Origin of the sequence: Streptomyces sp. NPDC001890, from assembly GCF_042891445.1 — a bacterium.
Taxonomy (GTDB): Bacteria; Actinomycetota; Actinomycetes; order Streptomycetales; family Streptomycetaceae; genus Streptomyces.
In genome coordinates this window covers 753731-777963 of record NZ_JBIATE010000001.1, presented here as the reverse complement: position 1 = coordinate 777963, position 24233 = coordinate 753731, and the positions used below count along the sequence as shown (strand labels likewise).

The following is a 24233-nucleotide window of genomic DNA, read 5'->3' as shown; positions in this document are numbered from 1 at the left end:
GAATGGTCTGGCCGATCGCGGAGGTCGCCCGGATGTCCGGTGTGACGGCTCGGACGCTGCGGCACTACGACGAGATCGGCCTGCTGCCGCCCGCGGGGACCGGTTCCAACGGCCACCGCTGCTACGGGGAGGGCGAGCTGCTCCGGCTGCAGCAGATCCTCGTGCTGCGGGCGCTGGGCCTGGGTCTGCCCGAGATCGGGCGGATCCTGGCCTCGCAGGTCGATGAGGTGGAGGCGCTGCGCGGTCACCACCGCCGGCTCCTCGCCGAGCGCGACCGGATCGACGCGCTGGCCGGCACCGTCTCCCGCACGATCGCCGAACTGGAGGAATCCAGAAAGGACGGTAACCCCATGACGGCGATCAACCGACCGGAGAATCTCTTCGAGGGCGTCCGGCCCGCCCAGATCCAGGAGAGCCTGCGCGACTTCCCGGAGCTGGCCGGGGACATCGACCGGCACACCTCGGCGATGAGCGAGGCACAGATCGAGGCCGGACACCGCGAGCGCACTGCGCAAATGATCCGGCTGGCGGAGCTGCTGGCCGCCGGGGTGCCCGCCGACGCGGGTCAGGTGCAGGCCGAGATCGAGGCCCAGCACCGGGCCCTGACCGGGCTGCGGGCGGTCTCCGCCGAGGAGTACCGGGCGATCGGCCGCTCCTGTGTGGAGAACGAGCAGTGGCGCGCGGCGTACGAGGCGATCGCGCCGGGCCTGGCCGCGTACCAGCGGGACGCCATCGAGGCGTACGTGACGACCCGGCTGATGTGACGACTCCGCCGGCATGACGACCGGCTGACGTGGCGGCCCAGCCGGCACAGCGGCCCGGCCGGCATGGCGACCCTGCCGGCGTAACGACCCGGCTGGTCCGAGCCGGGGCAAGCGGCGCAGGTGCCGCCTGCCCCGGCTCGCTCGGGGTTTCCGCCCGCCCCCCGGCTCACTCGACGGCGTCGTCCGGCCCGCGCCGGAGGGCGGCGTCGAGCAGGGTCACCAGTTGCCCGGTCCGTTCCTGTGCCTGCTGCCGGTCGTGCGCGCCGGTCATGAGCAGGTGGTGGACGGTCCCGACCAGGGCGAGGGCCGCGGCGGCGGTGTCGGCCCGTTCCGCGATCCGGCCGCCCCGCCGTTCCGCGTCCAGGTAGTCGGTGATCGCGTCCTGGACCGTGTCGAAGCCCGGCGCACCGCCCACCAGGGCCTCGCGGATGTGCGAGGAGGCCTCGGGGCGGGTGAGCGCCAGCCCGGCGACGGTGGGGCCGGCCGAGGCCAGCAGCGCGAGAGCGATGCCGTGAAGGTTCTCCGCGACGGTGCCCTGCCCCACCCGCCCCCGGAGCTCCTCGGCGTGCCGGGCCACCCGCGCGAACCGGTCCAGGACGAGCTCCGCGACGAACTGGTCCAGTCCGCGGAAGTGGGCGTGCAGAAGGCCCTTCGCGCAACCCGCCTCACCGGTGATCGCCCTGCTCGTCAGGGCGCCCGGCCCGTCCCGCTCCAGCACCCGCTCCGCAGCGGCGAACAGCCGCTCGCGGACATCCGGAGTCGTCACACCACGCGGTGACACGGCATCCCTCCCTCTCAGCCCGTTTACAGTATGGGCGATTGCCCATACCTTGAATGGGCGCTCGCCCATACTAGTCGCTCCGACGTCCGCGGGCGCCTGAACCCAGGGGGAGAAATCCGTATGAGCCAGATCGCCAACAAGGACCAGGACCGGGCCTGGAACGGCTACGAGGGGGCCTACTGGGCCGCCAACCAGGACCGCTGGGACGGGGTGAACGGAGGGTTCGACGAGCCCCTGCTCGCCGCCGCGGCCATCACCGGACGGGACCGCGTCCTCGACATCGGCTGCGGCGCGGGGCGCACCACCCGGCTCGCCGCGCGACGGGCGAGCGGCGGGCGGGCGCTGGGCCTGGATCTGTCGGCCCCGATGCTGGCCCGTGCGCGGGAGTCCGCGCGGCGCGAGGGGATCGGCAATGTCGCGTTCGAGCAGACGGACGTCCAGGTCCATCCGTTCGGGCCCGCGCTCTTCGACGTCGCGATCAGCCGTTTCGGGGTGATGTTCTTCGCCGATCCCGTCGCCGCCTTCGCCAACATCGGGCGGGCGCTGCGCCCCGGCGGCCGTATCGCCTTCGTCTGCACCGCGCGGGCCGACCGGAACGAGTGGCTCCAGGCCATCCGGGGGCTGGGCGGCCTCCTGCCCGTCGGCGGGCTGGGTGCCCCGGGCTCCGGCATGTTCTCGCTGGCGGACCCGGAGGCCGTGCGTGCCGTGCTGTCCCGCGCCGGGTACGAGGCCGTCGCCACGACGCCGGTCGAGGCGTACGGGACCTGGGGCCGGGACGCCGCCGACGCCGCCGCCTTCCTGCTGGGCTCCGGACCCGGCCGGCACCTGATGAGCCAGGCCGGGGAGGACGACCGGGACCGGGCCCGGCAGCGGCTCGTCGACCTCCTGCGGCCCCACGAGCGGGGCGAAGCACTCCAGTTGCGCAGTGCCGCCCAGTTGGTCACCGCACGACGGCCCGGGTGAAACGAGGGGCGGCGTCCGCTGCCGGGGCGGACACCCACCCCGGCAGCGGGCGCCGCCCCCCACCACGATCGTCGAGAAACATCCACCTCTTTCCAGGCCAACCCCTTTCAGGCCGCTCCCTTTCAGGCCGCGGCCTTTTCCGGCTGGTCACCGCTGCCCGCACCCTCGCCCGCACCCTCGGCGGCGGGTGCGGTGCGCAGGGTCAGCAGGGCGGCGAGGCCGCCGACCACCGCGAGGGCCGCGGCACCGAGGAAGGCGGCGGAGAAGCCGTTGGTGAGCGCCACCGGGTTCCCCGGCTCACCGGCGCCGTGCGCGGCGGCCACTGCCGTCATCGCGGCGAGCCCCAGCGCGGAGCCGACCTGGTAGCTGGTGTTGACGATCCCCGAGGCGAGACCGCCCTCCTCCGGGCGGGCGCTGGAGAGCGCGGTGCCGAGCGACGGGATGAACGCCAGGGACATACCCACCGCCGAGAGCAGGGAGGCGGGCAGCACGTCGACGAGGAAGTTTCCGTCCGGGCGGGCGAGCGAGAGCCAGAACATGCCCGCCCCGAGCACGAACAGCCCGAGGACGATGAGGGGCTTGGGCCCGAACCGGGAGATCAGTCGCGGCGCCAGGACGATCATCATGATCATGATGGCGCCGGTCATCGGCAGCAGCGCGGAGCCGGAGGCGAAGGCGCCGAGCCCCAGGACCTGCTGGAGGTAGAGGTTGAGGAAGAACCACATGGGGATCCACGCGGCGGCCATGAGCAGCTGAGCGATGTTGGCACCGGCCAGGTTGGGCGCCCGCCAGATGCCCAGCCGCATCAGCGGTTCGCGCCGCTTGGCCTGGATCGCGACGAACCCGGCGATCAGCGCCGCACCGGCCAGGAGGACCAGCCAGGTCTCGGCCGAACCCCAACCGGTCTCGGGAGCACGGACGATGGCGTAGACGGCGGCGGCGAGACCCGCCGTTACGGTGACCGCGCCGGCCAGGTCGATCGAGCCGCGTCGTCCCGCCCCCGAGGGCATGACGGCGGGCGTGGCGATCAGGACGACGAGGGCGACGGGGATGTTGATGTAGAACACCCAGGGCCAGCTCGCGTACTGGGTGATGACCCCGCCGAGGAAGACTCCGGCGGTGCCACCGGCCGGGGCGGCCGCGCCGTACAGCGCGAAGGCCTTCCCCAGCTCCTGGGGCCGCGAGCCGAACAGGGTCATCAGCAGGGTGAGGGCGGCCGGCGCGATCAGCGCGGCACCCACGCCCTGCAGGGCCCGCCCGGTCAGCTCGACCCAGACCTCACCCGCGAGGCCCGCGGTCAGGGACCCCGCGGCGAGGACGACCCATCCGGCGCTGAACAGGCGCCTGGCACCGAGCAGGTCCGACAGCCGCCCGCCGAGCAGCAGCAGCCCTCCGAAGGCGACGACGTAGGCGTTGAACACCCACGACAGGTTCTCCTGGGAGAACCCCAGGTCGGCCTGCATCTTGGGCAGGGCCACGCCGATGATCGACGTGTCCATGATGACGATGAACTGAGCCAGGGCGATCAGCGCGAGCGCGGACCATCTCCGCGAATCGGTTGGCGCGTCGGGTGATGCCGACATGGTCATAGCAAGTACTCCTATACGGGAGGGGGGTATCTACGCGTCGTGAATATACCCCCTAGGGGTATCAATGGCCAGCGCCCGGTGCCGTTCCCCTCGGTGCCCGGCGGCGATGTCGCCGCCGTCGTCACGGAGGCCGGTGCGGACGTGACCGGCTTCGCCGTGGGCGACGAGGTCTTCGGCTCGATCGGCTCCGGCGGCTACGCCGAATTCGCACTCGCGCCCGCGGCGCAGCTCGCGCGGAAGCCGGAAGGCGTGCCCCGGGAGGTCGCGGCCGGCCTGCCGGTGGCCGTCGACATGGCGTACCAGGTACTCGCGGACCTCGGGCTGAAGTCCGGCGAGACCGTGGTCGTGGACGGGGCCGCCGGTGACGTCGGGTCCGTGGCCGTACAGCTCGCCAGGCAGCTCGGCGCGACCGTGATCGGTACGGCGAGCGAGCGCAACCACGCGTACCTGCGCTCACTCGGCGCCGAACCCGTGACGTACGGCGAGGGGTTCGCCGGGCGGGTCCGCGGCGTCGCCGCGAAGGGTGTGGACGCGGCGTTCGACGCCGCCGGGAAGGGCTCGCTGCCGGCCCTCGTCGAACTCGTCGGCGGCCCGGACCGCGTGGTCACCATCGCCGACCACCGGGCGGCGGAGCACGGCGTACGTTTCGCGTTCGCCGGCCCCGAGGCGATCCGTGAGCGCCTTGAGCGGGCGGCCGCGCTGGTCGTGAGCGGCGAACTCGCCCTGTCCGTGGCGAGGACATACCCCTTGTCCCGGGCCGCCGACGCCCACCGGGAGAGCGCCGGCGGCCATGTACGCGGCAAGCTGGTCATCGCTCCGGACCGAGGAAGAAGCCGCCCCACCGGCAGGCTGCGGCCATCGCGCCTATCGTTAAAAGATGAGTCAAGCCGAGCATGAGACCGGTCCCCAAGGGGCGCTTGTCTGCCCGGTCTGCAAGCAGCCCGTGACCGCAGTCGTGAAGAGACGGCACAAGAGTCTCGGAATCTTCGTGCCCGTGTGGCATCCCGGCCCCTGCCACAACCCCGAATGCCCCGAATACCTGGAGACCCCGGAACAGTCCGAGCACCAGGACACCTGACACGGCCGTGCCCGTGGAGTCGCGCACCCGAGGGCGCGCGACTCCAGGGGCGCGCCCGGAACCCCGGGGCGCAGAAGAAAGGCCGCGGCGGCAGAGGCTGCGACGGGGGAGCATCCGGCGCCTTGTCGCACGGCCCATGCCCACCACGCCCCGGCCTCACTGATCGCGCAGGTCTCCTTCCTGTTCTTCCCCGACACCAAGCCCGCGGCCGAGAGGTGAGCCGACGCGATGAGCCGGCCCCTCACCCGCCCTGGAGCAGGGCTCTCCACAGATCCACTAATTGCGAAATTCTGCAATTAACTACATGCTGTATTGGCCGTGTCCGCAGGCAGCCGCGCGCACGGCCGACAGAGCACCCCGAAACATGGGGGTGGTGAAGGGAGTCCGAGGACCGTGCCGGTTCCGCTGCACCAGGCCAAGGCCGAGTTCTTCCGGATGCTCGGGCACCCGGTCCGCATACGCGTACTGGAACTGCTGCAGGACGGTCCGAAGCCGGTACGGGACCTGCTGACCTCGATCGAGGTGGAGCCGTCGGCGCTGTCCCAGCAACTGGCCGTGCTGCGCCGCTCCGGCATCGTCACCTCGGCCAGGGAGGGCTCGACCGTGGTGTACGAGCTGTCCGGCGGGGACGTGGCCGAGCTGATGCGGGCCGCGCGCCGGATCCTGACCGAGATGCTCGCCGGGCAGAACGAGCTCCTGGCCGCGCTGCGGGAAGCCGAGGTCGGGACGGAGTGAGTACCGTGCTCGCCCGGCCCTGGGGCCGGGTCGCCTCCCTGCTGCCCGCCCGCGCCGACTTCGCGGTGATGGGCCGCGCCCCGCGTCGCGATCTGCTCGCCGGTCTGACCGTCGCGATCGTCGCGCTGCCGCTCGCGCTGGGCTTCGGCGTCTCCTCCGGGCTCGGCGCCGAGGCCGGACTGGCGACCGCCGTGGTGGCGGGCGCGCTGGCGGCGCTGTTCGGTGGCTCCAACCTCCAGGTGTCCGGGCCGACCGGGGCGATGACGGTGGTGCTGGTGCCGATCGTGGCCCGGTACGGACCGGGCGGGGTGCTGACGGTCGGGCTGATGGCCGGCGTGCTGCTGATCGCCCTCGCACTGCTGAAGGCCGGCCGGTACATGCGCTACATACCGGCTCCGGTGGTGGAGGGCTTCACGCTCGGCATCGCGTGCGTCATCGGGCTCCAGCAGGTGCCGAACGCGCTGGGGGTGGCCGAGCCGGAGGGCGACAAGGTCCTGGTGGTGACCTGGCGCGCGGTCGAGGAGTTCGCACGGACCCCGAACTGGACCGCCGTCGCCCTCGCGGTGGGCGTGGCGGCCGTGATGCTGCTGGGTGCCCGGTGGCGGCCCACCGTCCCGTTCTCCATCGTCGCGGTGATCGCCGCCACCCTCGCGGCTCAGCTGCTCCACCTGGACGCGGCCGCTCCGATCGGCGACCTGCCTTCCGGGCTGCCCGCGCCCTCCCTCGGCTTCCTCGACCCGTCCGCGCTGGGGTCGCTGCTCGCCCCGGCCGTCGCGGTCGCGGCGCTGGCCGCGTTGGAGTCGCTGCTGTCGGCGACCGTCGCGGACGGCATGACGGTGGGCCAGCAGCACGACCCGGACAAGGAGTTGTTCGGGCAGGGCATCGCGAACCTGGCGGCCCCGCTGTTCGGCGGAGTCCCCGCCACCGCGGCGATCGCCCGTACCGCCGTCAACGTCCGGACCGGCGCGGGCTCACGGCTCGCCGCCCTCACCCACTCCGCCGTCCTGGCCGTGATCGCCTTCGCCGCCGCCCCGCTCGTCTCCAGGATCCCGCTGGCCGCGCTCGCCGGGGTGCTGCTGGCGACCGCGATCCGGATGGTGGAGGTCGGTGCGCTGCGGGCGATGGCCCGCGCGACCCGCTCCGACGCGATCGTGCTGGTACTGACCGCCGTCGCCACGCTCGTGCTCGACCTGGTCCACGCGGTGATCATCGGCCTGGTCGTGGCGGGCACCCTGGCGCTGCGGGCGGTCGCCGGTCAGGCCCGGATGGATCAGGTCGACTTCAGAGCCGACGTGCCCGGCGAGCACAGCGAGGAGGAACACGCGCTGCTGGCCGAGCACATCGTCGCGTACCGGATCGACGGGCCGCTGTTCTTCGCCGGCGCCCACCGCTTCCTCCTGGAGCTGAGCGAGGTCGCCGACGTACGGGTGGTGATCCTGCGCATGTCGCGGGTGTCGACGATGGACGCCACCGGCGCCCTGGTCCTCAAGGACGCCGTGGAGAAGCTGAACCGGCGCGGCATCGCCGTGCTGGCCTCCGGCGTGCGTCCGGGCCAGCGCCGGGCCCTGGAGTCGGTCGGCGCACTGGAACTGCTCGGGCGGGAGGGCCGGGAGTACGCCACCACGCCCGAGGCCATCGCCGGAGCCCGTGCCCATCTGCACCGGGCCGGCGTCCTGCCCGCCGTCCCCGGAACCTCCGAGGCCGTCCGGTGAACGCCCAGCCCGGCGCCCTGCCCCTGCGGCACGTCCTGACCCTGCCCGCGATGGGCTCGGCCGTGCGGATCGCCCGCGAGACCACCGAGCAGGTCCTCGCGGAGTGGGGCATCAGCCCGCGCCATCCCGCCGTCGATCCGGCGCTGCTGATCCTTTCCGAGCTGGTCACCAACAGCGTCCGGCACGCGGCCCCGCTGTCCCCGGACCTCACCGTGATCTACGCGGCCGGGCAGGACACGTTCGCGTTCGGCGTCCACGACCGCCACCCGTACCAGCCCCCGCTCGTCCCGGCAGTCCCCGGGACCGGCAGCGGCGGCGGACTGGGCACCATCATGGAACTCACCCTCGGCCTGGGCGGCACCGCGGTCGTCCGGGGCGACGCGGACGCCGGAGGCAAGAGCATCTGGATCACCCTCCCGCTGCGAAAACCCCCGCTCGAAGCCTGACGCGAGCAATGCCCAGCACAGACAGACAGCCAAACAGGCAACGTGCGAACAAGTGAACGAACGAACAAGGCAAGGAAAGACCATGAGCGATATGACCGAGGCACTGCCGCCGTGCCCCGAGTGCTCCGGCGTGTACACCTACGAGACGGGCGCACTCCTCATCTGCCCCGAGTGCGGCCATGAGTGGACGCCCACCGCCGCCGAGCCCGCGGCCGAGGCCGCGGCCGGAGGGATCAAGGACGCGGTCGGCAACGTACTCGCCGACGGCGACACCGTCACCGTGATCAAGACCCTGAAGGTCAAGGGCAGCCCGAGCGGCATCAAGGCCGGAACCAAGGTGCGCAACATCCGCCTCGTGGACGGTGTGGACGGCCACGACATCGACTGCAGGATCGACGGGTTCGGCTCCATGCAGCTCAAGTCCAGCGTGGTCAAGAAGGCCTGACCCACCCTTCCGGCCTCCCCGGCTGCGCCCGCCCCGTCCTGGGGCCGCAGCCGGGGGCGACGAACCTCCCGCCTCCGCCTCCCACATTGCTAACCTTGGCAATTCCTGAAGTCATCACATCGGTGTGAGGGCGCGAGGATGTCCTCATGGTGAAGAGTTTTGGGTGGATGCGATGCGCGGTGCACGCACGACAGCTGCCGTCCGGCATCCCGGCGGCCCCTCCGGGCGCGGGGCGGGCACGGTGAGCGCCCCGCTGTACCAGCTGAAGGCCGAGTTCTTCAAAACGCTCGGCCACCCGGTACGGATCAGGGTGCTCGAACTCCTGAGCGAGCGGGAGTACGCGGTCTCCGAAATGCTGACCGAGATCGGCGTGGAGGCCGCTCACCTCTCCCAGCAGCTGGCCGTCCTGCGCCGGGCCAACCTCGTCGTCCCCCGCCGGGAGGGCTCGGCCGTCTACTACTCCCTGGTCAATCCAGAGATCGCGGAGCTGCTGCGGGTCGCCAGGGGCATCCTGTCCGGCGTACTGGCCGGGCAGGCGGAACTGCTGGCCGACCTCAAGGCCGCCGAATCCGGCACCACCGCCCCCGGACACCGCAAGCCGTCCTAGGTGTGTCGTCCCGGGACGACACACCTAGATCCGCGAGTTGCGCAGCGACTGCCACGCAGCGCCGGCCAGCGCCCGCGTCGACCGTGGGACCGACAGCCGCTCGTGCTCGCGGTAGAGCTCCCAGTTGTACCGGACCAGCGACAACTTGTTGGAGGACAGTGATCCCGCCTGGTGGGACCTGTACACCGCGAGCGGCTCGGGCAGACCCCGGGCGTCGGCGCCGTCGCGCATGATCGACAGCCACAGGGCGTAGTCCTGTCGCTTCCGCATCTTCGGCATCAGCCGCGTGCCGAGGACAGTGCGGTCGTACATGGCGGTCAGAGCGCCGATGTGGTCCCGGACCAGCATCGCGCGGTAGTCCACGTGTTCCCGCGCGCGGACCACTCGCCCGTTCGGGACGAAGTCGGTGCTCTCGCCCTCGTGATCGGCGTCCATCTTGAAGTACGAGGTGAACGTCAGAGGCGCACTGCCCGCCGCAGCGAATTCGATCTGCCGCTCGATCTTCTCCGGAAGCCACATGTCGTCGCTGTCGAGAAAGGCGACGTAATCCCCCCGAGCCCGCTCGATGGCGAGATTGCGTGCCCGGCCGGCACCACCCTGTTCCGGTGCCGATTCCGGCAGGACACGCTTGTCCTGCCGGGCGAACTCCATGAGCAGGTCCATCGAGGCATCGGAAGACTTGTCGTCGGTGACCAGCAGCTCCAGGTCGCTGTGGGTCTGCGTGAGCACCGACCGGACCGCTGCGCCGAGAGTCGCCGCCGAGTTGTACACGGGCATCACGACGGACACCAGGGGCACAGTGTTTCTCCTTGCTGGACTGGACAGGACGGTCCATTCAAGCACTGTGATCGTAGGAGGAGCTGCCGTGCATGTTGTTTTCGCAGGTCACGGCCACGTGGGGCGGTCGCCGGTCGTACCCTCCCCGGAAGAGAGGGGTGGCAGACGAGTCGGGCTGTACGCCGGGTTCTGTCGGCGCAACGCTATGACCTGCACAAACATGCAGGGATGGTGCTTCCGTGGCTACTTTGATGGCTACATAACAAGACATCCCCGCCCGGATCGGCCCGGACGGGGACGTCGTCGCTCCTGAGATCAGACGGTCCCTTCGATGCGTTCGAAGATGTCCGCGTCCGTCTCCCGCTGCCAGTCCGGCAGGTCGGACCAGTCGGCAACATATCCGGGCTTCGGGTCTTCGAAGTGCCTGAACATCTGGGCGGTCCAGCAGATCGCGACGAAGCGGCTCTTCTGCTCGCGGGTGAGCCGGGCCGCATGCCCGCCGCTGACCTCGATGAAGTCGCGCACCTGCCCGTACACGGCGGTGGCGGCTTCGCGCTCCCACGCGGGCGTCTCGTCCCACGGCGTGACGTAGCCGGGCTTGGGCTCGCCGGGATAGTGCTTGTTCACACCGTCGATCCACGCCTCGCGGAAGATCCGGCCGTCATTCATGCGCGTGTCCCTCTCGTCATGCGGTGCGCGGAAGCGCCGCGATTCGGTGATCAAGAGTCGAGACTCGGTCATCGGACATGAGCGGGGCAAGGCGCCCCCGAAGCCCGTCCAGCTTCTTGCCGATGAATCCCGAATTCGACCGGCCGGCCAGTCCGAGTGCTTGCTCCGCGTAGTGCACGACCTGATCGATGTCTCGCCTGTGCGCCCCGAGCACGGCGAGGTCGCTCAGAACAGCGGCGCGGCGACGCAGGGACAGAGGCTGGGCAAGGGCCGCGGTGAGCGCTTCCTCGGCGAGATCAGGGCGGCCCAGTTGGAGGTAGCAGGCCCCTCTCTCCTCTGCCAGGCGAGAGCCGTCGAAGCGGAGCCAGCCGCCGTTGTGGGAGTGAGCGCCGTCGAGGGCGTGCACTTTCTCGGCTTCGTCAAGAGCCCGGTTGCACGCGTCGAGATCGCCCACGGACGCGTACGCCTGCGCCTGGACGACCGCGACCCAGTGACGGGTGGAGAGAGTGTCGTCGCCCCTCCGGGCGATGCGGAAAGCTGCCGCGAGCAGGGGCTGGGCAGCGTGCGCGCGGCGCGCGTACAGCTCGACGTACGCGTGGCGGGTCATGGCACAGGCCCACAGGTCGTGGTCGCCACCGGCGTAGGCCGCGTTGGCAGCCAGTGTGTAGCACTGCGCGGCGTCGGTGTACCGGTTGGCATCGAAGAACACCTCGCCGACGAGCTGGTAGAGGTCGGCCGTCATCCGACACAATCGGGACCGATCCACAGCAGTACGGGTCTCGGCCAGTCCCTTCGCCATCACATCGAGCTGTGCGCGCACCGCAGGGAAGATGACCTGCTTGGCGTCCGATAGCGCGTAGACCTGCCAGAGGCTGCGGTGTAGGGCGTCCCCTGTCTCCAAGAGCGTCGATACTGCCCGCCCTCGGGCGGCCTCACCGGGATCGGGAAGGGCGACCAGCGCACCCGTAACGGCGAGCAGACCCAGGACTTCGCGGCGCTTCATGTCGTCATCATCACCATGGAGGAGGGGTGGAGCAGCGGAGAGCCCGGCTGTCTCGGCCGGCTGTTCGTCGGAGAGAAGGGCTTCCAGCTCGGGGAGGGGCACTCCCAACAGCTCTGCGATCTTCGGCCGTTGGTGGGGACGCGGGGTGGCGCGACCACTTTCCCAACGGACCACGGTGGACGCGGCCACCGAGAGCGCTTCTGCGAATTCCTCCTGAGAGTAACCCCGGGCCGCGCGCCGTTCCGCAAAGTGCTTACGCCTCGACGTCATAGGTCTCCCCTCACGAGAACCCTTTCACGCACTCATACCCGCCACGCGCCAACGCCTGGAAAACGCCCGGGTATTGCGCGAGGTTCGCTCTGGGAGAAGGTAACGGATCGTCGTTCACTGGTCACACGCCGCTCGGAGGCCGAAGGACCCTCCGGGCGGCTCCCCACGGAGAGGAGCGACCGCGTGACAACCTCCGGACTGCCCCGCAGGAACCCTGGCGCCAGTGGCCGTACGTACACGCCGCCGGAGCCCCGGCGGGGTGCGCCGAGCCGGGCTCTGCGGGTACGGGCAGCCGGCGGCTGGGAGAGGTTCATGCGCCGCGTCGAGGCCAGGCAGGAGCCGGAGGAGTGAACCCGGTCGGTTCCGACGGCTATGAGCATCACCCGCTCCTGGACACGCATGTCCGTGACATCGCCTCGCGTGGGGAGGGTGTGCTCGTCGCCGTCACACACGAGCTCCACAGCCACGGCACGGTCCGCATCGCGCACATCCGGCCGGCGTCCGGAGTCGAGTGGACGACCGCGGCCGACAACATCCAGGCCGCTCGCCCCTGAGTCGCGGCCCGCAGATCGCCGTCCGCGCCCCCTGGCGCAGACGGATTCCCGCACCACACCCTTCAACCCAAGGAGTCTCATGAACACCTCTGTCGCACTCCCCTCCCCCACGCAGCCGTGGGGTGCGGGCCGACTCGCGCCCTACCCGACGGTCATCCGCCGACCCCACGCCACGGTCGCCGTCGACCCCACGACGCAGCTCGGGGTGTTCAGCGACCACGCCGGGCAGGTGGTCGAGATGGGCAAGCACGGCACCAGCTCCGGTACCGAGACCTCCACGACGACGAACTCGGACTCCCGGAACGACCAGGGTCACGATCAGGACAGTACTCAGGACTGATGGCCATGACCGAGGAGAGGCCGGTTCTGGTGGTCACCGAGGCGGACGACATCACCGCCGACATGGTGATCACCGCACTCAACCGGCGCGATGTGCCGGTGGTCCGGTTCAACCCCGCCGACATCGGCGAAGACCTCGCGGTCTCGGCTCGGTTCGGCACCTGCCCGGCCCCGGTGGTCGGGCAGGTGCGCACCCCGTCGAGAACCGCTGATGTGACGCAGATCCGGTCGGTGTACTGGCGCCGCCCGGAGTGGCCCACGTTTCCCCACCTGTCGCCTGACGACTCCCGGTTCGCGGCGGCGCAGGTCCGCTACGGACTCGGCGGCACCCTCTACGCTCTGGGCGGCCCGCTCTGGGTCAACCACCCCCTACGCGTTGCCGCAGCCGACTACAAACCCGCGCAGCTCGTTCTCGCCCAGCAGCTCGGCTTCACCATCCCGCCCACCCTTGTCACCAACGACCCGGACGAGGCCCGCGAGTTCGTCCACGCTCAGGGGCAGGCGATCTTCAAGACGCTGCGATGGACCCCCTACACGCGTGACAGCGTGCCGGTGACCGGCTGGGCGGACCCGGTCACCGTCGGCGAGATCGACGACAGCGTCCGGGTCACCCCCCACTTGTTCCAAGCCCGCGTGGACAAGGTCGCCGACGTCCGCGTGCTGATCATCGGCCGGCATACGTTCGCCGTACGCATCCACTCCGACCTCCTGGACTGGCGCAAGGACTACAGCTCCCTCACCTACACCGCGGAGCACCTCCCGGACCAGGTGGAAAGAGCCCTGCACGCCTACCTGGACCGGCTGGGCCTGGCATCGGGAAGCTTCGACCTCTCGGTGGACCGAGGAGGCGATTACTGGTGGCTGGAGCTGAACCCCAACGGCCAGTGGGGGTGGCTGGAGACGGAAACCGGCCTTCCGATGTCCGTGGCCTTCGCCGACCTGCTCATGCAAGGAGACAGCCGATGAACGACTCAGAGCCCGAGCGGCACCGCCTGGCCGCTCTTCTGGCGAGCAAGGGCGTCCTCACATCCCCCTTGCTGCGGGAAGCCCTCGAAACCGTGCCGTGCGAGCAGTTCCTCCATCCCGGCGTGTTCCTCGACGAGGGGCGGGCCTGGCGGCCCGTCACCGCGCTCGGCACGGCCTCGGACGAGTGGTTGAAGATCGCGTACAGCGTCGACACCCTCACCACTCAACTCGACGGCCACCTCACCGCCGACCAGGTCGGCGAGCCCGTCGCAGGCGTACCCACCTCGTCCTCGACCGACCCGACCACGGTCGTCAGCATGATCGAGGCCCTGGACCTCACGGCAGAACACCGCGTCCTGGAGATCGGCACGGGCACCGGCTACTCCACCGCCCTGATGTGCCACTACCTCGGCGAGGACAACGTCACCACGATCGAGGTCGACCCGCAGGTGGCAGCACGCGCCGATGCCGCCCTGGAAACCGTCGGCTACTCGACGTGGACGATGACGGGCGACGGACTCCTCGGCCATCCGCGCCGGGCTCCGTACGACCGGGTCATCGCCACCTGCGCGGTCCGTCGCATCCCGCACACGTGGATCCGGCAGACCAGGCCCGGCGGCGTCGTCCTCAGCACGGTCGGCTCTTGGCCCTGGGGAACCGGTCTCGCGAAGGTCACCGTCGGCGACGACGGCACCGCCGAGGGCGCCATCATCGGACGGTCCTCCTTCATGCAGGCGCGGGCCCAGGCAGCGACCCCCGTGGCGGGCGACCTCGCCGCACGGACCGCGTACGCGGACAGTGAGCGGGCCGCTCTGCTGTCCCCTCTCGTCCTTGAGGAATGGATGCCCGCCTTTCTCGCACAGTTGGCCGCGCCCGGCGCTCAGTTCGTCCGCGCGACGGACGGTGACGGGTCGCCCTTGCGGTACCTGTTCGATGCGGAGCGGGAGTCGTTCGCCGAGTTCATCACCGACGGCGAGAGCTGGACCGTCCGCCAGGGCGGCTCCGTGGCCCTGTGGGACGACATCGAACGCTCCCTCGTCGCCTGGCACGACGCCGGGGCACCGGACATCGACGCCATTCGGCTCCGTGTGACGATGACATCCCATCTGTACCGGATCGACCACCGGAGCCCCTCACTGCGCTGGGAACACCGGCTCGCCTGACCAGCAGCCGTCAGCCCGCCTCGCCTTCTCCGCCCCGAAGACGCGTGGCTGCCTTCATGGCCGCGATGGCTGGTTCGAAAGGGTACGAAGCGAGGTCCGACTCGGGCCGCCGATCCGCGAAAAGGGCCCCTGACCTGCGATTTCACTGGTCAAGAGCCCGAAGGGGCAGACGAGTCGGGCTGTACGCCGGGTTCTGTCGCCCGGTCGCCTCGCGGCGGCCGGGGAGACGGCCATCCATCTAGGGCCGGCATTGCTGCCGGCCTCGTGCGGTCTACCCGCGAACTCGGGCGGGCCGCCCTCGATCATTCGCGCAGGGCCGTCTTGCGACGGCCCCTCTTGACCTTGCTCCGGGTGGGGTTTACCTAGCCGCCTGAGTCACCTCAGGCGCTGGTGGTCTCTTACACCACCGTTTCACCCTTACCGAGGACCGAAGTCCCCGGCGGTCTGTTTTCTGTGGCACTGTCCCGCGGGTCACCCCGGGTGGCCGTTAGCCATCACCCTGCCCTGTGGAGCCCGGACGTTCCTCGGGGAGATCCGAGGATCCCCACGCGGCCGTCCGCCCGGCTCGTCTGCCGTGCCGACCATGCTACCCGTCCGCCGAGGGCCGCCGACCGGGCCCGGGTTCAGATGAGTTCCCCGGTCTCCAGATCGAAGGCGAACGGTGCCGGGAGCGTGAGCCGCTTGCCGAACGGGATCGTGCAGTGCCGGCGGTAGTCGTCGCCCTCCGGGTCGCTGAACAGCGTCAGCGAGGACTGCTCCCGGTCCACCAGGAGGTAGAGCGGGATGGGTCCGCGGGCGTAGCAGTGACGCTTGTCGGTGCGGTCCGCCCGGGGCTTGGTCGAGGTGACCTCGACGACGAGCGCCACCCCCTCGCACGGCATCCAGGGGTCGGCTCCCCGGTACAGACGCAGTTCGGTGGGGGCGAAGGTGCCATCGGGAATGACGTGGTTCTTGGGACAGCGCCCGCCGCTCCTCAGCTTCAGCCCCTTGTTTCCGGAAAAGTCCATGTCGGTCCGGGCCAGCCTGATCACCTGCTTCATGATCAAGCTGATGTAGTCCTCGTGGTCCCCGTCCGGCGGCGGCGTCACGACAATTTCCCCGTCGATCAGCTCGGCCCGGAAGCCCTCCGGCGTATCCAGCGCCAGGAAGCCCTCCAGCAGGACGTCGGCCTGCGCGAGCAGTTCGTGCGGCAGGGCAGTCATGTCACGCCCCTTCCTCGGTCGCTCGCCGGATTGGGACATCGATGGACCCGCCGTCCGTGAGATGGGAGTACGTAAGCCGATCGTGGCACAGACGAGTCCGGAGTGGCCGGATACGGAGAGGTGCGCGGGCAGCGCTTGACCCTGCCGCAGCGTCAACGTTTCTACTGGAGCCATGCGCATCGGAGAGATAGCCGCGCTCGTCGGGGTCACCTCGCGGGCGGTCCGGCACTACCACCACATCGGGCTGCTTCCCGAGCCCGTGCGCCGGGCCAACGGCTACCGCGTCTACGGCGTGCGGGACGCGGTGGTGCTGGCCCGGATCCGGCGGCTCACCGAGCTCGGGCTCGGGCTGGACGAGGTGAGGGACGTGCTCGCCGATGCGCAGGGGCACGAGCTGATGGAGGTACTGGCCGGGCTGGACGCGGATCTGGCCCGGCAGGAGGGCGAGATCCGGGAGCGGCGGCGTCGGCTGGCCCGGCTGCTGGACGGGCCGGTCCGCGCCGAGGAGCCCGTGTCGCCGGCCCTCGCCGAGCTGCTGGGTACGGTCCCGACGACCGGTTCTCCCATGGCCGCCAAGGACCGCGAGCATCTCGTGCTGCTGGACACCACGGGCGTCGGCAGCGAGATCTACGCCGCGCTGGCGCCGCTGGCCGAGGACCCTGCCGTGCACGCGCTGTACGAGCGGCTGGACGCGCTGGCCGGGGCGGCCGTGGACGATGCCCGGATTCCCCCGCTCGCCGCCGAGCTGGCGGCTGCCGTGCCGGACGGGGTGCTGGCGGTGATCCCCACCCAGGGGCCGGTCGTGACGGGGTTCGGCGAGGCGCTGCTCGACGACTTCGCGCCCGCGCAGGCCGAGGTGGTGCGCCGGGTGATGGCGGCCCTGGCGGAGCGTGTGGCGGGAAGGGGTACGGGATGAGGGTGGCGTGCGCTCGCCGGGCAGGAGGTCCGTGCCCGGCACCGCTCACGCGGGGGCGAACAGCACCTTCGAAGAGCCAGGATCCGCCCGGTCCAGCCTGACCCGCAGCCGCTCCCCCAGCGGGAGCTTCGCGTCGCCGCTCTCGATCCGGGCGACGACGGCCGGTTCCTCGATGTGGACGGTGCCGGTGGTGGGTTCCTGCTCCGACACGTCGACCACGTACCCGTCGAAGACCTCGCCGATCCGGTCCTGGAGCAGCGCGGCCTCGACGAGGTCGACGCACTCGCGCTCGACGGTGTTGGCGCGCCTGGTTCCGTCCGCCATCTCCTTCGGCAGGCCGGGCAGCGCGGCACCGACCCACTCGGGCGGCTCGTGTTCCGCGACGGCGGCGAGGCACAGCTCGGCGGCGTACCGGTCGACGAGGCGGCGCAGCGGGGCGGTGCAGTGCGTGTAGAGGTCGGCGACTGCGGCATGGACGGCGGGGGTGGGGAGTTCGCCGTGGTCGAAGACGGTGTAGCCGGCGCCGCGCAGCAGGGTGGTGCATTCCTGGAGGAACGCGGCGTGGGCGCTCCTGCGCGGGTCGAGGGAGCGGATGAGCCGTGCGTACGGGACGTGGTGCGGCCAGTCGATGTGCAGCGCCTCGGCGGAGCGGCGGAGCCGGGCCACGGCGCCGTCCGGGGCGACCGGCAGGGTGCGCAGGATGCCGGTCCCGGTCTCGGCCATGAGGTGGGCGGCGGCCATGCCGGTCAGCAGGGAGAGCTGGGCGTTCCAGCCGTCCGCGGGCAGCGGGGCGCGGTATTCGAGGCCGTAGCCGCCGTCGCGCTGGACGATCTCCTGCTCGGGCACGTTGAGCGAGATGCCGCCGCGGGCGACCTCCTGTTCCTCGCGAAGCCGTCCGATGTCGCGGAGCAGGGCCACGGACTCCTCGGCGGTGCCGGTGTCGATCTGCCGCTGGACACCCGCGTAGTCGAGCTTGGCGCGGCTGCGGACGAGGGCCCGGCGCACCGAGGTGGCGACGACCGCGCCCTCGGTGTCGAGGTCGATCCTCCAGAGCGCGGCGGGGCGGGTCCGTCCCGGCAGGAGGCTGGCGGCGCCCTCGGAGAGCGAGGCGGGGTGGAGCGGCACCCTGCCGTCGGGGAAGTAGAGGGTCGTCACCCGGCGGTGGGCCTCGGTGTCGAGCGCTCCGCCGGGGCGTACGAAGGCCGCGACGTCGGCGATGGCGTAGTGCACCCGGTAGCCGTGCCGGCGGCGTTCCAGGTGCATGGCCTGGTCGAGGTCGGTCGAGGCGGGCGGGTCGATGGTGAGGAACGGCAGGTCCGTCGCGTCCTCGTGGGCCGCTACCGCCGGGTCCTTCGCCGCCTGTACCGCTTCGGCGAGGACCTCGGCCGGGAAGTCGTCGGGAAGGGCGAGCTCGGTGCGCAGTTTGCGCAGGGACGCCCCCAGCGGGGTGTCGGCCGGCCCGGTCATACGGAGATGGCGGCGGGGCATGGACCGAGCGTATGGCGGGGCGGGGCGGGCGGCATCCCGGCCGGCGGACCGGACGGTGCCGGCGGGACCGGGAGCGGAACGGGCGCTCGCGGGCCGCGGACGGGCTACGGACGGGCCGCGGATGGGCCGCGGACGGGCTGCGGACCGGACGGCTCCGCCGTCCCCGTACGCTGGCGCGGGGGGCTGGTCCCGTCGCCCCGACCGTGCGTACGAAGGAGAACCGCCGTGCTCGTGCTGTTGCCGCCCTCCGAAGGAAAGGCCGCCTCGGGGCGCGGTGCTCCGCTGAAGCCGGAGTCGCTGTCGCTGCCGGGTCTGGCCCAGGCGCGGGCGGCGGTGCTCGACGAGCTGGTCGAGCTGTGCACGGCGGACGAGGAGAAGGCCCGTGAGGTGCTCGGGCTGAGCGAGGGGCTGCGCGGCGAGATCGCGAAGAACGTGGAGCTCCGGACGGCCGGGACGCGTCCGGCCGGGGAGATCTACACGGGCGTGCTGTACGACGCGCTGGACCTGGCCTCCCTGGACGCGGCGGCCAAGCGGCGGGCCGGGAAGTCGCTGCTGGTCTTCTCCGGACTGTGGGGCGCCGTGCGGGTGGGCGACCGGATTCCGACGTACCGCTGCTCGATGGGCGTGAAGCTGCCGGGCCTGGGCGCGCTCGGGGCGTACTGGCGCGACCCGATGGCGCGGGTGATGCCGGAGGCCGCCGGGGACGGGCTCGTCCTGGATCTGCGGTCCTCGGCCTACACCGCGGCCTGGAAGCCGAAGGGCGAGGTGGCGGAGCGTACGGCGAGCGTGCGGGTGCTGCACTCCCAGTTGGTGGACGGGGTCGAGAAACGGTCGGTGGTCAGCCACTTCAACAAGGCGACCAAGGGGCGGATGGTCCGCGATCTGCTGGTCTGCGGTGCGCGGCCGAAGGGGCCCGCGGAGCTGGTGGAGACCTTGCGCGGGCTCGGGTACGTGGTGGAGGCCGAGGCTCCGGCACGGGCCGGGCGGGCGTGGTCGCTCGATGTCGTGGTGACGGAGATCCACTGAATCGCCGACCGCCCTGGGTGGGCTCGTCGGCGACCGCGTGTTGCACCATGCGCAACGCTCGTTGCGTACGATGCTGCCGTCGCGCAAGATGGGCGCATGACCTCCTCTGTGCTGGACCTTGCCCCCGTCGTGCCCGTAGTCGTCCTGGAGGACGCCGCCGACGCGGTGCCGCTCGCACGGGCCCTGGTCGCCGGCGGGCTCCCGGCCATCGAGGTGACGCTGCGCACCGCCGCGGCCCTGGACGCGATCAGGGCGATCGCGGCCGAGGTGCCGGACGCGGTGGTCGGGGCCGGCACGGTGATCTCCGTACGGAATGTCGCCGACACCGTCGCCGCGGGGGCCCGGTTCCTGGTCAGCCCCGGCTGGACGGACCGGCTGCTGGACGCGATGAAGGCGTCGGGCGTGCCGTTCCTGCCGGGTGTCTCCACGACGTCCGAGGTGGTCGCGCTGCTGGAGCGCGGGGTCACCGAGATGAAGTTCTTCCCGGCCGAGGCGGCCGGTGGCACGGCGTATCTGAAGGCGCTCTCCGCGCCGCTGCCGCAGGCCCGGTTCTGCCCGACCGGCGGCATCACGCCCGCCTCCGCGCCGTCCTATCTGGCGCTGCCCAACGTCGGCTGCGTGGGCGGCAGTTGGATGGTCCCGGCGGACGCCGTCGCGGCGAAGGACTGGGCACGGGTGGAGCGGCTGGCGGGCGAGGCCGCGGCGCTGCGCGGCTGATCTCCCCCAGGGCGCGGAGCCCCCGTGCCCTGGACGCGGGGCATCCCTCGCGCCCGCCTCACCGCAGGTGCGAGGTGTCGTTCAGCAACCGGACCGACGCGTTGCCGTCCGCGTAGTACGCCACCGCCGAGACCGAGGCCGCCGAGAGCTCCATCCGGAACATGGCCTCCGGCGGGGCGCCGAGTGCCAGTCGGATCAGGGTCTTGATCGGGGTCACATGCGTGACCAGCAGGACCGTGCGGCCCGCATAACTGGCGGTGAGGCGGTCGCGGACGGCCGACACGCGGCGGGTCACCTCGGCGAAGCTCTCGCCACCGCCGGTGGGGGCCGCCTTCGCGGAACCCAGCCAGGCGTCCAGGTCGGGGCCGTAACGCTCGCGCACCTCGGCGAAGGTCAGGCCCTCCCAGGCGCCGAAGTCCGTCTCGCGCAGGCCCTCCTCGATCCGGACCTCCAGACCGAGCCGGGCGGCCACCGCGGCCGCCGTCTCGCGGCAGCGGCGCAGCGGGGAGCTGACGATCTCCTCGACCGTGCCGCGGGCGGCCAGCGACCGGGCGATGCACTCGGCCTGCTGGCGGCCGGCCGCCGAGAGTTCGGGATCGCTGCCGCCGCTGCCCGAGAACCGCTTCTCGGGGGTGAGGGCGGTCTCGCCGTGCCGGAGCAGCACGAAGGTGGCGGGCGCCCCCAGATCGGGTGCCGCGGCCCAGCCGACCCGAGGGGCCGACGGGGAGGCCGCGGCCGGCCGGGAGGCCAGGGCCGCGCGGGCCTTCGCCGCGCCCGCCGCCGCGTCTCCGGGCGGGCCCGAGACCGGCGGCAGGGCGGAGGCCACCGAGGGCCGGGAGGTGTCGAGGGCGGCCGTCGACGCCGACGGCTCCCACTGCTTGCCGCGCTTGCCCGCGTCCATCGCCTCGTTGGCGAGCCGGTCGGCGTGCTTGTTCTTCTCGCGCGGGATCCACTCGTAGGTGACGGCGGAGGCCGGCAGGATCCTGGCGGCCTCCGCCGCGAGCGGCTTCATGTCGGGGTGCTTGATCTTCCAGCGGCCCGACATCTGTTCCACGACCAGCTTGGAGTCCATCCGGACCCGCACCTGGACCGCGCCGTCCGCCGAGGCGTCCGGCACCAGCGCCTTCGCCGCCTTCAGGCCCGCGATGAGGCCCTTGTACTCGGCGACGTTGTTCGTCGCGACGCCGATGTACTCGGCGGCCTCGGCGAGGGTCTCCCCCGTCACCGGATCGATGACGACCGCTCCGTAACCGGCGGGCCCGGGGTTGCCCCGGGATCCGCCGTCGGCCTCGATGACGAACTGGCGCGGCTGGGTCATTACAGGCCCGACTCCGCCGTACGCACCAGGATGCGGTGGCAGTTCTCGCAGCGCAGGACGGTGTCCGGGGAGGCCGCCTTCACGTCGTTGACCTCGGTGATGTTCAGTTCGAGGCGGCAGCCCTCGCAGCGGCGCTGGTAGAGGCGGGCGGCGCCGACCCCGCCCTGCTGGGCGCGGAGCTTGTCGTACAGCTTCATCAGGTCCGCGGGAACGGAACCGGCGACGACCTCGCGCTCCTTGGCGACGGTCGCGGCCTCCTCGTCGAGCTCCTTGGTCGCGGCGTCACGGCGGGCGGTCGCGTCGTCGGCCTTGGCCTGGACAGCGGAGACCCGGTCGGACAGCTCGGTGACGCGCTCCTGGGCGGACTCGCGGCGCTCCATCACTTCGAGGACGACGTCCTCCAGGTCGCCCTGACGCTTGGCCAGCGAGGTGATCTCGCGCTGGAGGCTCTCCAGGTCCTTCGGCGAGGTGACCGCGCCGGAGTCGAGACGCTGCTGGTCGCGGGCGGCGCGCTGGCGCACCTGGTCGACGTCCTGCTCGGCCTTGGTCTGCTCGCGGGCGGTGTCGCTCTCCTCGGTCTGCGAGGCGACCAGCAGGTCACGCAGTTGCGCGAGGTCGTTGGTGAGCGACTCGATCTCGGCGTGCTCGGGCAGCGACTTGCGCCGGTGCGCGAGCTGCGACAGGCGTACGTCGAGGGCCTGGACGTCGAGGAGTCGGATCTGGTCGGCGGGCGCGGCGTTCAGTTGGGGGCTCCAGAAGAGTGGTGGGTGGTGGTGGTCCAGGGGTCGGTGACCTGCTTCGAGACGTGGACCCGCAGGTCCCATCCGTGGCGGTCGGAAATCGCGTCGAGCTGCGCCGCGGCCTGTTCGCACCAGGGCCATTCGGTGGCCCAGTGGGCGGCGTCGATCAGGCCGAGCGGGGAGTGCTGGACGGCTTCGGAGGCCGGGTGGTGGCGCAGGTCGGCGGTGAGGAAGGCGTCGACCCCCGCGGCGCGCACCGCGTCGAAGAGGCTGTCGCCCGAGCCGCCGCTCACCGCGACGGTGCGCACCGTCGCGGCCGGGTCGCCGGCGAGCCGGATGCCCTGCGCGGTGGCGGGCAGCCGGGCGGCGGCGCGGGCGGCAAGGTCGGCCAGGGTCTCGGGGTGGTCGAGCACGCAGATCCGGCCGAGGCCGCGCCGCCCCCCGGGGTCGGACGGGTCCGGCACGAGGGGGCCCTCGACGCGCAGGTCGAGCGCGCCGGCCAGGGCGTCGGAGACGCCCGGGTCGGCGGTGTCGGCGTTGGTGTGGGCGACGTGCAGCGCGATGTCGTGCTTGATGAGGGTGTGCACGACCCGGCCCTTGAAGGTGTCCGCGGCGACCGTCGTCGTACCCCGCAGATAGAGCGGGTGGTGGGTGACGATCAGCTGGGCGCCGAGCCGGATCGCCTCGTCGGCGATCGTGTGGACGGGGTCGACGGCGAAGAGCACGCGGTCGACGGGGGCGTCGGGGTCTCCGCAGACGGTACCGACCGCGTCCCAGCCTTCGGCCCGCTCGGGCGGCCAGAGAGCGTCGAGCTCGGCGAGGACATCAGACAGACGGGGCACAAGCAAAGGCTACCTGCCCTCCGTGCCCCGCCGTCCAGGGCTGTGGCGGTCCGTGCGGACCGCCACATTCTGCTCGGTACCGGTTACTTCACGAGGTCGGCGCGGAGGTCGTCGAGGACCAGGTTCGCGGCCGTGACACCGAGGCCGAGGTACCAGGTCTCGTCGGAGACGTTCTTGGCCCGGCCCTCCTTGACGGCCTTGAGGTTCTTCCACAGCGGGTTGGCCTGGGTGGTGTCGCGCTCGGTGGCCTTCACGTCGCCGTAGACGCCGGTGAAGATCCAGTCGGCGTCGGCCTCGTCGATCTTCTCCGGGCTGATCTCCGCGGCGAGGTCGTCGATCTGCTGGTTCTCGGGCCGCGGCAGGCCGACGTCTTCGAGGATGGTGCCGATGAAGGACGCCTTGGCGTAGAGGCGGATGCGGTCCGGCAGGTAGCGGACCATGGAGATGGTCGGCTTGTCGGGGCCGATGTCCTCGCCGAGCTTCTTGGCCTTCGCCTCGTAGGCACCGAGCTCGCTCTTCGCCTTGGCCGTCCTGTCCAGCGCGGCGGCGTTGAGGAGGTAGTTCTCCTTCCAGGTGAAGCCCGGACGGATGGAGAACACGGTCGGCGCGATCTTGGAGAGCGCGTCGTACTTGTCGGCGGCGCGCAGCTGGCTGCCGAGGATCAGGTCGGGCTTCAGGCCGGCGATCGCCTCAAGGTTGAGGTTGTTGATCGTGCCGACGTTCTTCGGGTTGCCCGCGTCCTTCTTCAGGTACGAGGGGATGGCCGCGTCGCCCTCGGAGGGCGCGTAGCCGACCGGCTTCACACCCAGCGACACGACGTTGTCGAACTCGCCGACGTCCAGCACGACGACGCGCTTGGGGGCGGACTTGATCTCCGTCTTGCCCATGGCGTGGGTGAGGGTGCGGGGGAACTCGCCGGCCTCGGCGTCCGTCCCGTACTCCGCCGTCTTCTTCGCGGCGTCAGCGAAGTCCTTGCCGCCCGTGGCGACGGCCGCCTTCTTGTCGCCGTCCGACTTGGCCGAGCCGCCCGACTCCCCGTCGTCGCTCCCGCAGGCCGAGAGGGTGAGGGCGGCGGCCACCGCCAGGCCGACTGCGGCGGTGCCGCGGCGACGAAGGGACATCA

At 71.5% G+C, this 24233-nt stretch carries 27 protein-coding genes, 1 other RNA gene and 1 pseudogene; 16 read left to right on the top strand and 13 right to left on the bottom strand.

Translation table 11 applies throughout. The features are described from left to right. Positions 1 to 2 precede the first annotated feature (2 nt). Positions 3 to 764: a MerR family transcriptional regulator gene (locus ACFYY1_RS03430; protein ID WP_388580173.1), complete on the top strand. Its 762-nt coding sequence runs from the start codon at positions 3 to 5 to the stop codon at positions 762 to 764. A gap of 166 nt (positions 765 to 930) precedes the next feature. Here the strand turns inward: ACFYY1_RS03430 and ACFYY1_RS03425 are convergent, their stop codons facing one another. Continuing rightward, positions 931 to 1545: a TetR/AcrR family transcriptional regulator gene (locus ACFYY1_RS03425; protein ID WP_388580170.1), complete on the bottom strand. Its 615-nt coding sequence runs from the start codon at positions 1543 to 1545 to the stop codon at positions 931 to 933. A gap of 120 nt (positions 1546 to 1665) precedes the next feature. Between ACFYY1_RS03425 and ACFYY1_RS03420 the strand changes: the two genes are divergently transcribed. Then, positions 1666 to 2508: a class I SAM-dependent methyltransferase gene (locus tag ACFYY1_RS03420; RefSeq protein WP_388580167.1), complete on the top strand. Its 843-nt coding sequence runs from the start codon at positions 1666 to 1668 to the stop codon at positions 2506 to 2508. A gap of 122 nt (positions 2509 to 2630) precedes the next feature. Here the strand turns inward: ACFYY1_RS03420 and ACFYY1_RS03415 are convergent, their stop codons facing one another. Next, the gene (locus ACFYY1_RS03415) at positions 2631 to 4091 is read right to left on the bottom strand and encodes an MFS transporter (RefSeq protein ID WP_388581488.1); all 1461 of its coding nucleotides are present in this window, start codon (positions 4089 to 4091) and stop codon (positions 2631 to 2633) included. A gap of 84 nt (positions 4092 to 4175) precedes the next feature. Here ACFYY1_RS03415 and ACFYY1_RS03410 point away from each other — a divergent pair, with 84 nt between their 5' ends. From ACFYY1_RS03410 to ACFYY1_RS03385, 6 genes are all read left to right on the top strand, one after another. Next, positions 4176 to 4994: an NADP-dependent oxidoreductase gene (locus ACFYY1_RS03410; RefSeq protein ID WP_388580164.1), complete on the top strand. Its 819-nt coding sequence runs from the start codon at positions 4176 to 4178 to the stop codon at positions 4992 to 4994. 574 nt (positions 4995 to 5568) lie between these two features. After that, positions 5569 to 5910, top strand: a complete 342-nt coding sequence (locus ACFYY1_RS03405) for an ArsR/SmtB family transcription factor (protein ID WP_388580161.1) — start codon at positions 5569 to 5571, stop codon at positions 5908 to 5910. Positions 5911 to 5978: 68 nt separating this feature from the next. Continuing rightward, positions 5979 to 7622 (top strand): SulP family inorganic anion transporter, encoded by a 1644-nt coding sequence (locus ACFYY1_RS03400; RefSeq protein ID WP_388581485.1) that lies wholly within the window; start codon positions 5979 to 5981, stop codon positions 7620 to 7622. A gap of 50 nt (positions 7623 to 7672) precedes the next feature. Next, positions 7673 to 8068, top strand: coding sequence for an ATP-binding protein (locus ACFYY1_RS03395; protein WP_388581482.1), 396 nt, complete (start codon positions 7673 to 7675; stop codon positions 8066 to 8068). A gap of 91 nt (positions 8069 to 8159) precedes the next feature. Then, positions 8160 to 8513: a zinc ribbon domain-containing protein YjdM gene (locus ACFYY1_RS03390; protein WP_388581480.1), complete on the top strand. Its 354-nt coding sequence runs from the start codon at positions 8160 to 8162 to the stop codon at positions 8511 to 8513. A gap of 241 nt (positions 8514 to 8754) precedes the next feature. Next, a complete protein-coding gene (locus ACFYY1_RS03385) occupies positions 8755 to 9120 on the top strand; it encodes an ArsR/SmtB family transcription factor (RefSeq protein ID WP_388581477.1) in 366 nt (121 codons plus the stop codon). A 24-nt stretch (positions 9121 to 9144) separates the two neighbouring features. Here ACFYY1_RS03385 and ACFYY1_RS03380 read toward each other — a convergent pair whose 3' ends face one another. The 4 genes and pseudogenes from ACFYY1_RS03380 to ACFYY1_RS03365 all read right to left on the bottom strand — a co-directional run. Next, a complete protein-coding gene (locus tag ACFYY1_RS03380) occupies positions 9145 to 9918 on the bottom strand; it encodes a glycosyltransferase family 2 protein (protein WP_388580159.1) in 774 nt (257 codons plus the stop codon). A 294-nt stretch (positions 9919 to 10212) separates the two neighbouring features. Then, positions 10213 to 10566 (bottom strand): hypothetical protein, encoded by a 354-nt coding sequence (locus ACFYY1_RS03375; protein ID WP_388580156.1) that lies wholly within the window; start codon positions 10564 to 10566, stop codon positions 10213 to 10215. Between the two features lie 16 nt (positions 10567 to 10582). Beyond that, positions 10583 to 11569, bottom strand: a complete 987-nt coding sequence (locus tag ACFYY1_RS03370; protein ID WP_388581475.1) for a transcriptional regulator — start codon at positions 11567 to 11569, stop codon at positions 10583 to 10585. 87 nt (positions 11570 to 11656) lie between these two features. Further along, positions 11657 to 11839: pseudogene (locus ACFYY1_RS03365) on the bottom strand (multiprotein-bridging factor 1 family protein); the annotation flags it as partial. A gap of 183 nt (positions 11840 to 12022) precedes the next feature. Between ACFYY1_RS03365 and ACFYY1_RS03360 the strand changes: the two are divergent. From ACFYY1_RS03360 to tgmC, 5 genes are all read left to right on the top strand, one after another. Continuing rightward, the gene (locus tag ACFYY1_RS03360; RefSeq protein WP_388580153.1) at positions 12023 to 12190 is read left to right on the top strand and encodes a hypothetical protein; all 168 of its coding nucleotides are present in this window, start codon (positions 12023 to 12025) and stop codon (positions 12188 to 12190) included. After that, positions 12187 to 12393 (top strand): hypothetical protein, encoded by a 207-nt coding sequence (locus tag ACFYY1_RS03355; protein ID WP_345046953.1) that lies wholly within the window; start codon positions 12187 to 12189, stop codon positions 12391 to 12393. The genes ACFYY1_RS03360 and ACFYY1_RS03355 overlap by 4 nt, the downstream gene beginning before the upstream one ends. 79 nt (positions 12394 to 12472) lie before the next feature. Then, complete coding sequence (gene tgmA, locus ACFYY1_RS03350; RefSeq protein ID WP_388580150.1) at positions 12473 to 12733, top strand: putative ATP-grasp-modified RiPP; 261 nt, start codon at positions 12473 to 12475, stop codon at positions 12731 to 12733. A gap of 5 nt (positions 12734 to 12738) precedes the next feature. Then, on the top strand, positions 12739 to 13698 hold the full coding sequence (gene tgmB, locus ACFYY1_RS03345; RefSeq protein ID WP_388580147.1) for an ATP-grasp ribosomal peptide maturase: 960 nt from the start codon (positions 12739 to 12741) through the stop codon (positions 13696 to 13698). Further along, on the top strand, positions 13695 to 14861 hold the full coding sequence (gene tgmC / locus ACFYY1_RS03340) for an ATP-grasp peptide maturase system methyltransferase (protein ID WP_388580145.1): 1167 nt from the start codon (positions 13695 to 13697) through the stop codon (positions 14859 to 14861). The genes tgmB and tgmC overlap by 4 nt, the downstream gene beginning before the upstream one ends. A gap of 166 nt (positions 14862 to 15027) precedes the next feature. On the opposite strand, the gene rnpB is transcribed toward tgmC, so the two are convergent. Together rnpB and ACFYY1_RS03330 are read right to left on the bottom strand one after the other, a co-directional pair. Continuing rightward, an RNA gene (gene rnpB, locus ACFYY1_RS03335) (RNase P RNA component class A) lies at positions 15028 to 15429 on the bottom strand. Between the two features lie 55 nt (positions 15430 to 15484). Then, positions 15485 to 16063 carry a Uma2 family endonuclease gene (locus ACFYY1_RS03330; RefSeq protein ID WP_388580142.1) on the bottom strand — a complete coding sequence of 193 codons (579 nt, stop codon included), beginning with the start codon at positions 16061 to 16063 and terminating at the stop codon, positions 15485 to 15487. A gap of 172 nt (positions 16064 to 16235) precedes the next feature. Between ACFYY1_RS03330 and ACFYY1_RS03325 the strand changes: the two genes are divergently transcribed. Beyond that, complete coding sequence (locus ACFYY1_RS03325) at positions 16236 to 16979, top strand: MerR family transcriptional regulator (protein WP_388580140.1); 744 nt, start codon at positions 16236 to 16238, stop codon at positions 16977 to 16979. Positions 16980 to 17024: 45 nt separating this feature from the next. On the opposite strand, the gene ACFYY1_RS03320 is transcribed toward ACFYY1_RS03325, so the two are convergent. Then, positions 17025 to 18467, bottom strand: coding sequence for an RNB domain-containing ribonuclease (locus tag ACFYY1_RS03320; protein WP_388580137.1), 1443 nt, complete (start codon positions 18465 to 18467; stop codon positions 17025 to 17027). 225 nt (positions 18468 to 18692) lie between these two features. Here ACFYY1_RS03320 and yaaA point away from each other — a divergent pair, with 225 nt between their 5' ends. Both yaaA and eda read left to right on the top strand, forming a co-directional pair. Next, positions 18693 to 19493, top strand: a complete 801-nt coding sequence (gene yaaA / locus ACFYY1_RS03315; RefSeq protein ID WP_388580134.1) for a peroxide stress protein YaaA — start codon at positions 18693 to 18695, stop codon at positions 19491 to 19493. Positions 19494 to 19589: 96 nt separating this feature from the next. Beyond that, positions 19590 to 20210, top strand: coding sequence for a bifunctional 4-hydroxy-2-oxoglutarate aldolase/2-dehydro-3-deoxy-phosphogluconate aldolase (gene eda / locus ACFYY1_RS03310; RefSeq protein ID WP_388580131.1), 621 nt, complete (start codon positions 19590 to 19592; stop codon positions 20208 to 20210). Between the two features lie 58 nt (positions 20211 to 20268). Here the strand turns inward: eda and ACFYY1_RS03305 are convergent, their stop codons facing one another. From ACFYY1_RS03305 to ACFYY1_RS03290, 4 genes are all read right to left on the bottom strand, one after another. Beyond that, complete coding sequence (locus ACFYY1_RS03305; RefSeq protein WP_388580128.1) at positions 20269 to 21528, bottom strand: bifunctional RNase H/acid phosphatase; 1260 nt, start codon at positions 21526 to 21528, stop codon at positions 20269 to 20271. Continuing rightward, a complete protein-coding gene (locus tag ACFYY1_RS03300) occupies positions 21528 to 22271 on the bottom strand; it encodes a zinc ribbon domain-containing protein (RefSeq protein WP_388581473.1) in 744 nt (247 codons plus the stop codon). The genes ACFYY1_RS03305 and ACFYY1_RS03300 overlap by 1 nt, the downstream gene beginning before the upstream one ends. Then, entirely contained in the window at positions 22268 to 23110 is an 843-nt protein-coding gene (locus ACFYY1_RS03295) for a Nif3-like dinuclear metal center hexameric protein (RefSeq protein ID WP_388580125.1), read from the bottom strand. The genes ACFYY1_RS03300 and ACFYY1_RS03295 overlap by 4 nt, the downstream gene beginning before the upstream one ends. An 83-nt stretch (positions 23111 to 23193) precedes the next feature. After that, positions 23194 to 24231 (bottom strand): ABC transporter substrate-binding protein, encoded by a 1038-nt coding sequence (locus ACFYY1_RS03290; protein ID WP_388580123.1) that lies wholly within the window; start codon positions 24229 to 24231, stop codon positions 23194 to 23196. Positions 24232 to 24233 lie beyond the last annotated feature (2 nt).

Coding starts and splice junctions, on each gene's coding strand:
- ACFYY1_RS03430 (WP_388580173.1), top strand. CDS start 3: ATGGTCTGGCCGATCGCGGAGGTCGCCCGGATGTCCGGTGTGACGGCT.
- ACFYY1_RS03420 (WP_388580167.1), top strand. CDS start 1,666: ATGAGCCAGATCGCCAACAAGGACCAGGACCGGGCCTGGAACGGCTAC.
- ACFYY1_RS03415 (WP_388581488.1), bottom strand. CDS start 4,091: ATGTCGGCATCACCCGACGCGCCAACCGATTCGCGGAGATGGTCCGCG.
- ACFYY1_RS03400 (WP_388581485.1), top strand. CDS start 5,979: ATGGGCCGCGCCCCGCGTCGCGATCTGCTCGCCGGTCTGACCGTCGCG.
- ACFYY1_RS03395 (WP_388581482.1), top strand. CDS start 7,673: ATGGGCTCGGCCGTGCGGATCGCCCGCGAGACCACCGAGCAGGTCCTC.
- ACFYY1_RS03390 (WP_388581480.1), top strand. CDS start 8,160: ATGACCGAGGCACTGCCGCCGTGCCCCGAGTGCTCCGGCGTGTACACC.
- ACFYY1_RS03375 (WP_388580156.1), bottom strand. CDS start 10,566: ATGAATGACGGCCGGATCTTCCGCGAGGCGTGGATCGACGGTGTGAAC.
- ACFYY1_RS03370 (WP_388581475.1), bottom strand. CDS start 11,569: ATGAAGCGCCGCGAAGTCCTGGGTCTGCTCGCCGTTACGGGTGCGCTG.
- tgmA (WP_388580150.1), top strand. CDS start 12,473: ATGAACACCTCTGTCGCACTCCCCTCCCCCACGCAGCCGTGGGGTGCG.
- tgmB (WP_388580147.1), top strand. CDS start 12,739: ATGACCGAGGAGAGGCCGGTTCTGGTGGTCACCGAGGCGGACGACATC.
- tgmC (WP_388580145.1), top strand. CDS start 13,695: ATGAACGACTCAGAGCCCGAGCGGCACCGCCTGGCCGCTCTTCTGGCG.
- ACFYY1_RS03330 (WP_388580142.1), bottom strand. CDS start 16,063: ATGACTGCCCTGCCGCACGAACTGCTCGCGCAGGCCGACGTCCTGCTG.
- ACFYY1_RS03325 (WP_388580140.1), top strand. CDS start 16,236: ATGCGCATCGGAGAGATAGCCGCGCTCGTCGGGGTCACCTCGCGGGCG.
- ACFYY1_RS03320 (WP_388580137.1), bottom strand. CDS start 18,467: ATGCCCCGCCGCCATCTCCGTATGACCGGGCCGGCCGACACCCCGCTG.
- eda (WP_388580131.1), top strand. CDS start 19,590: ATGACCTCCTCTGTGCTGGACCTTGCCCCCGTCGTGCCCGTAGTCGTC.
- ACFYY1_RS03305 (WP_388580128.1), bottom strand. CDS start 21,528: ATGACCCAGCCGCGCCAGTTCGTCATCGAGGCCGACGGCGGATCCCGG.
- ACFYY1_RS03290 (WP_388580123.1), bottom strand. CDS start 24,231: ATGTCCCTTCGTCGCCGCGGCACCGCCGCAGTCGGCCTGGCGGTGGCC.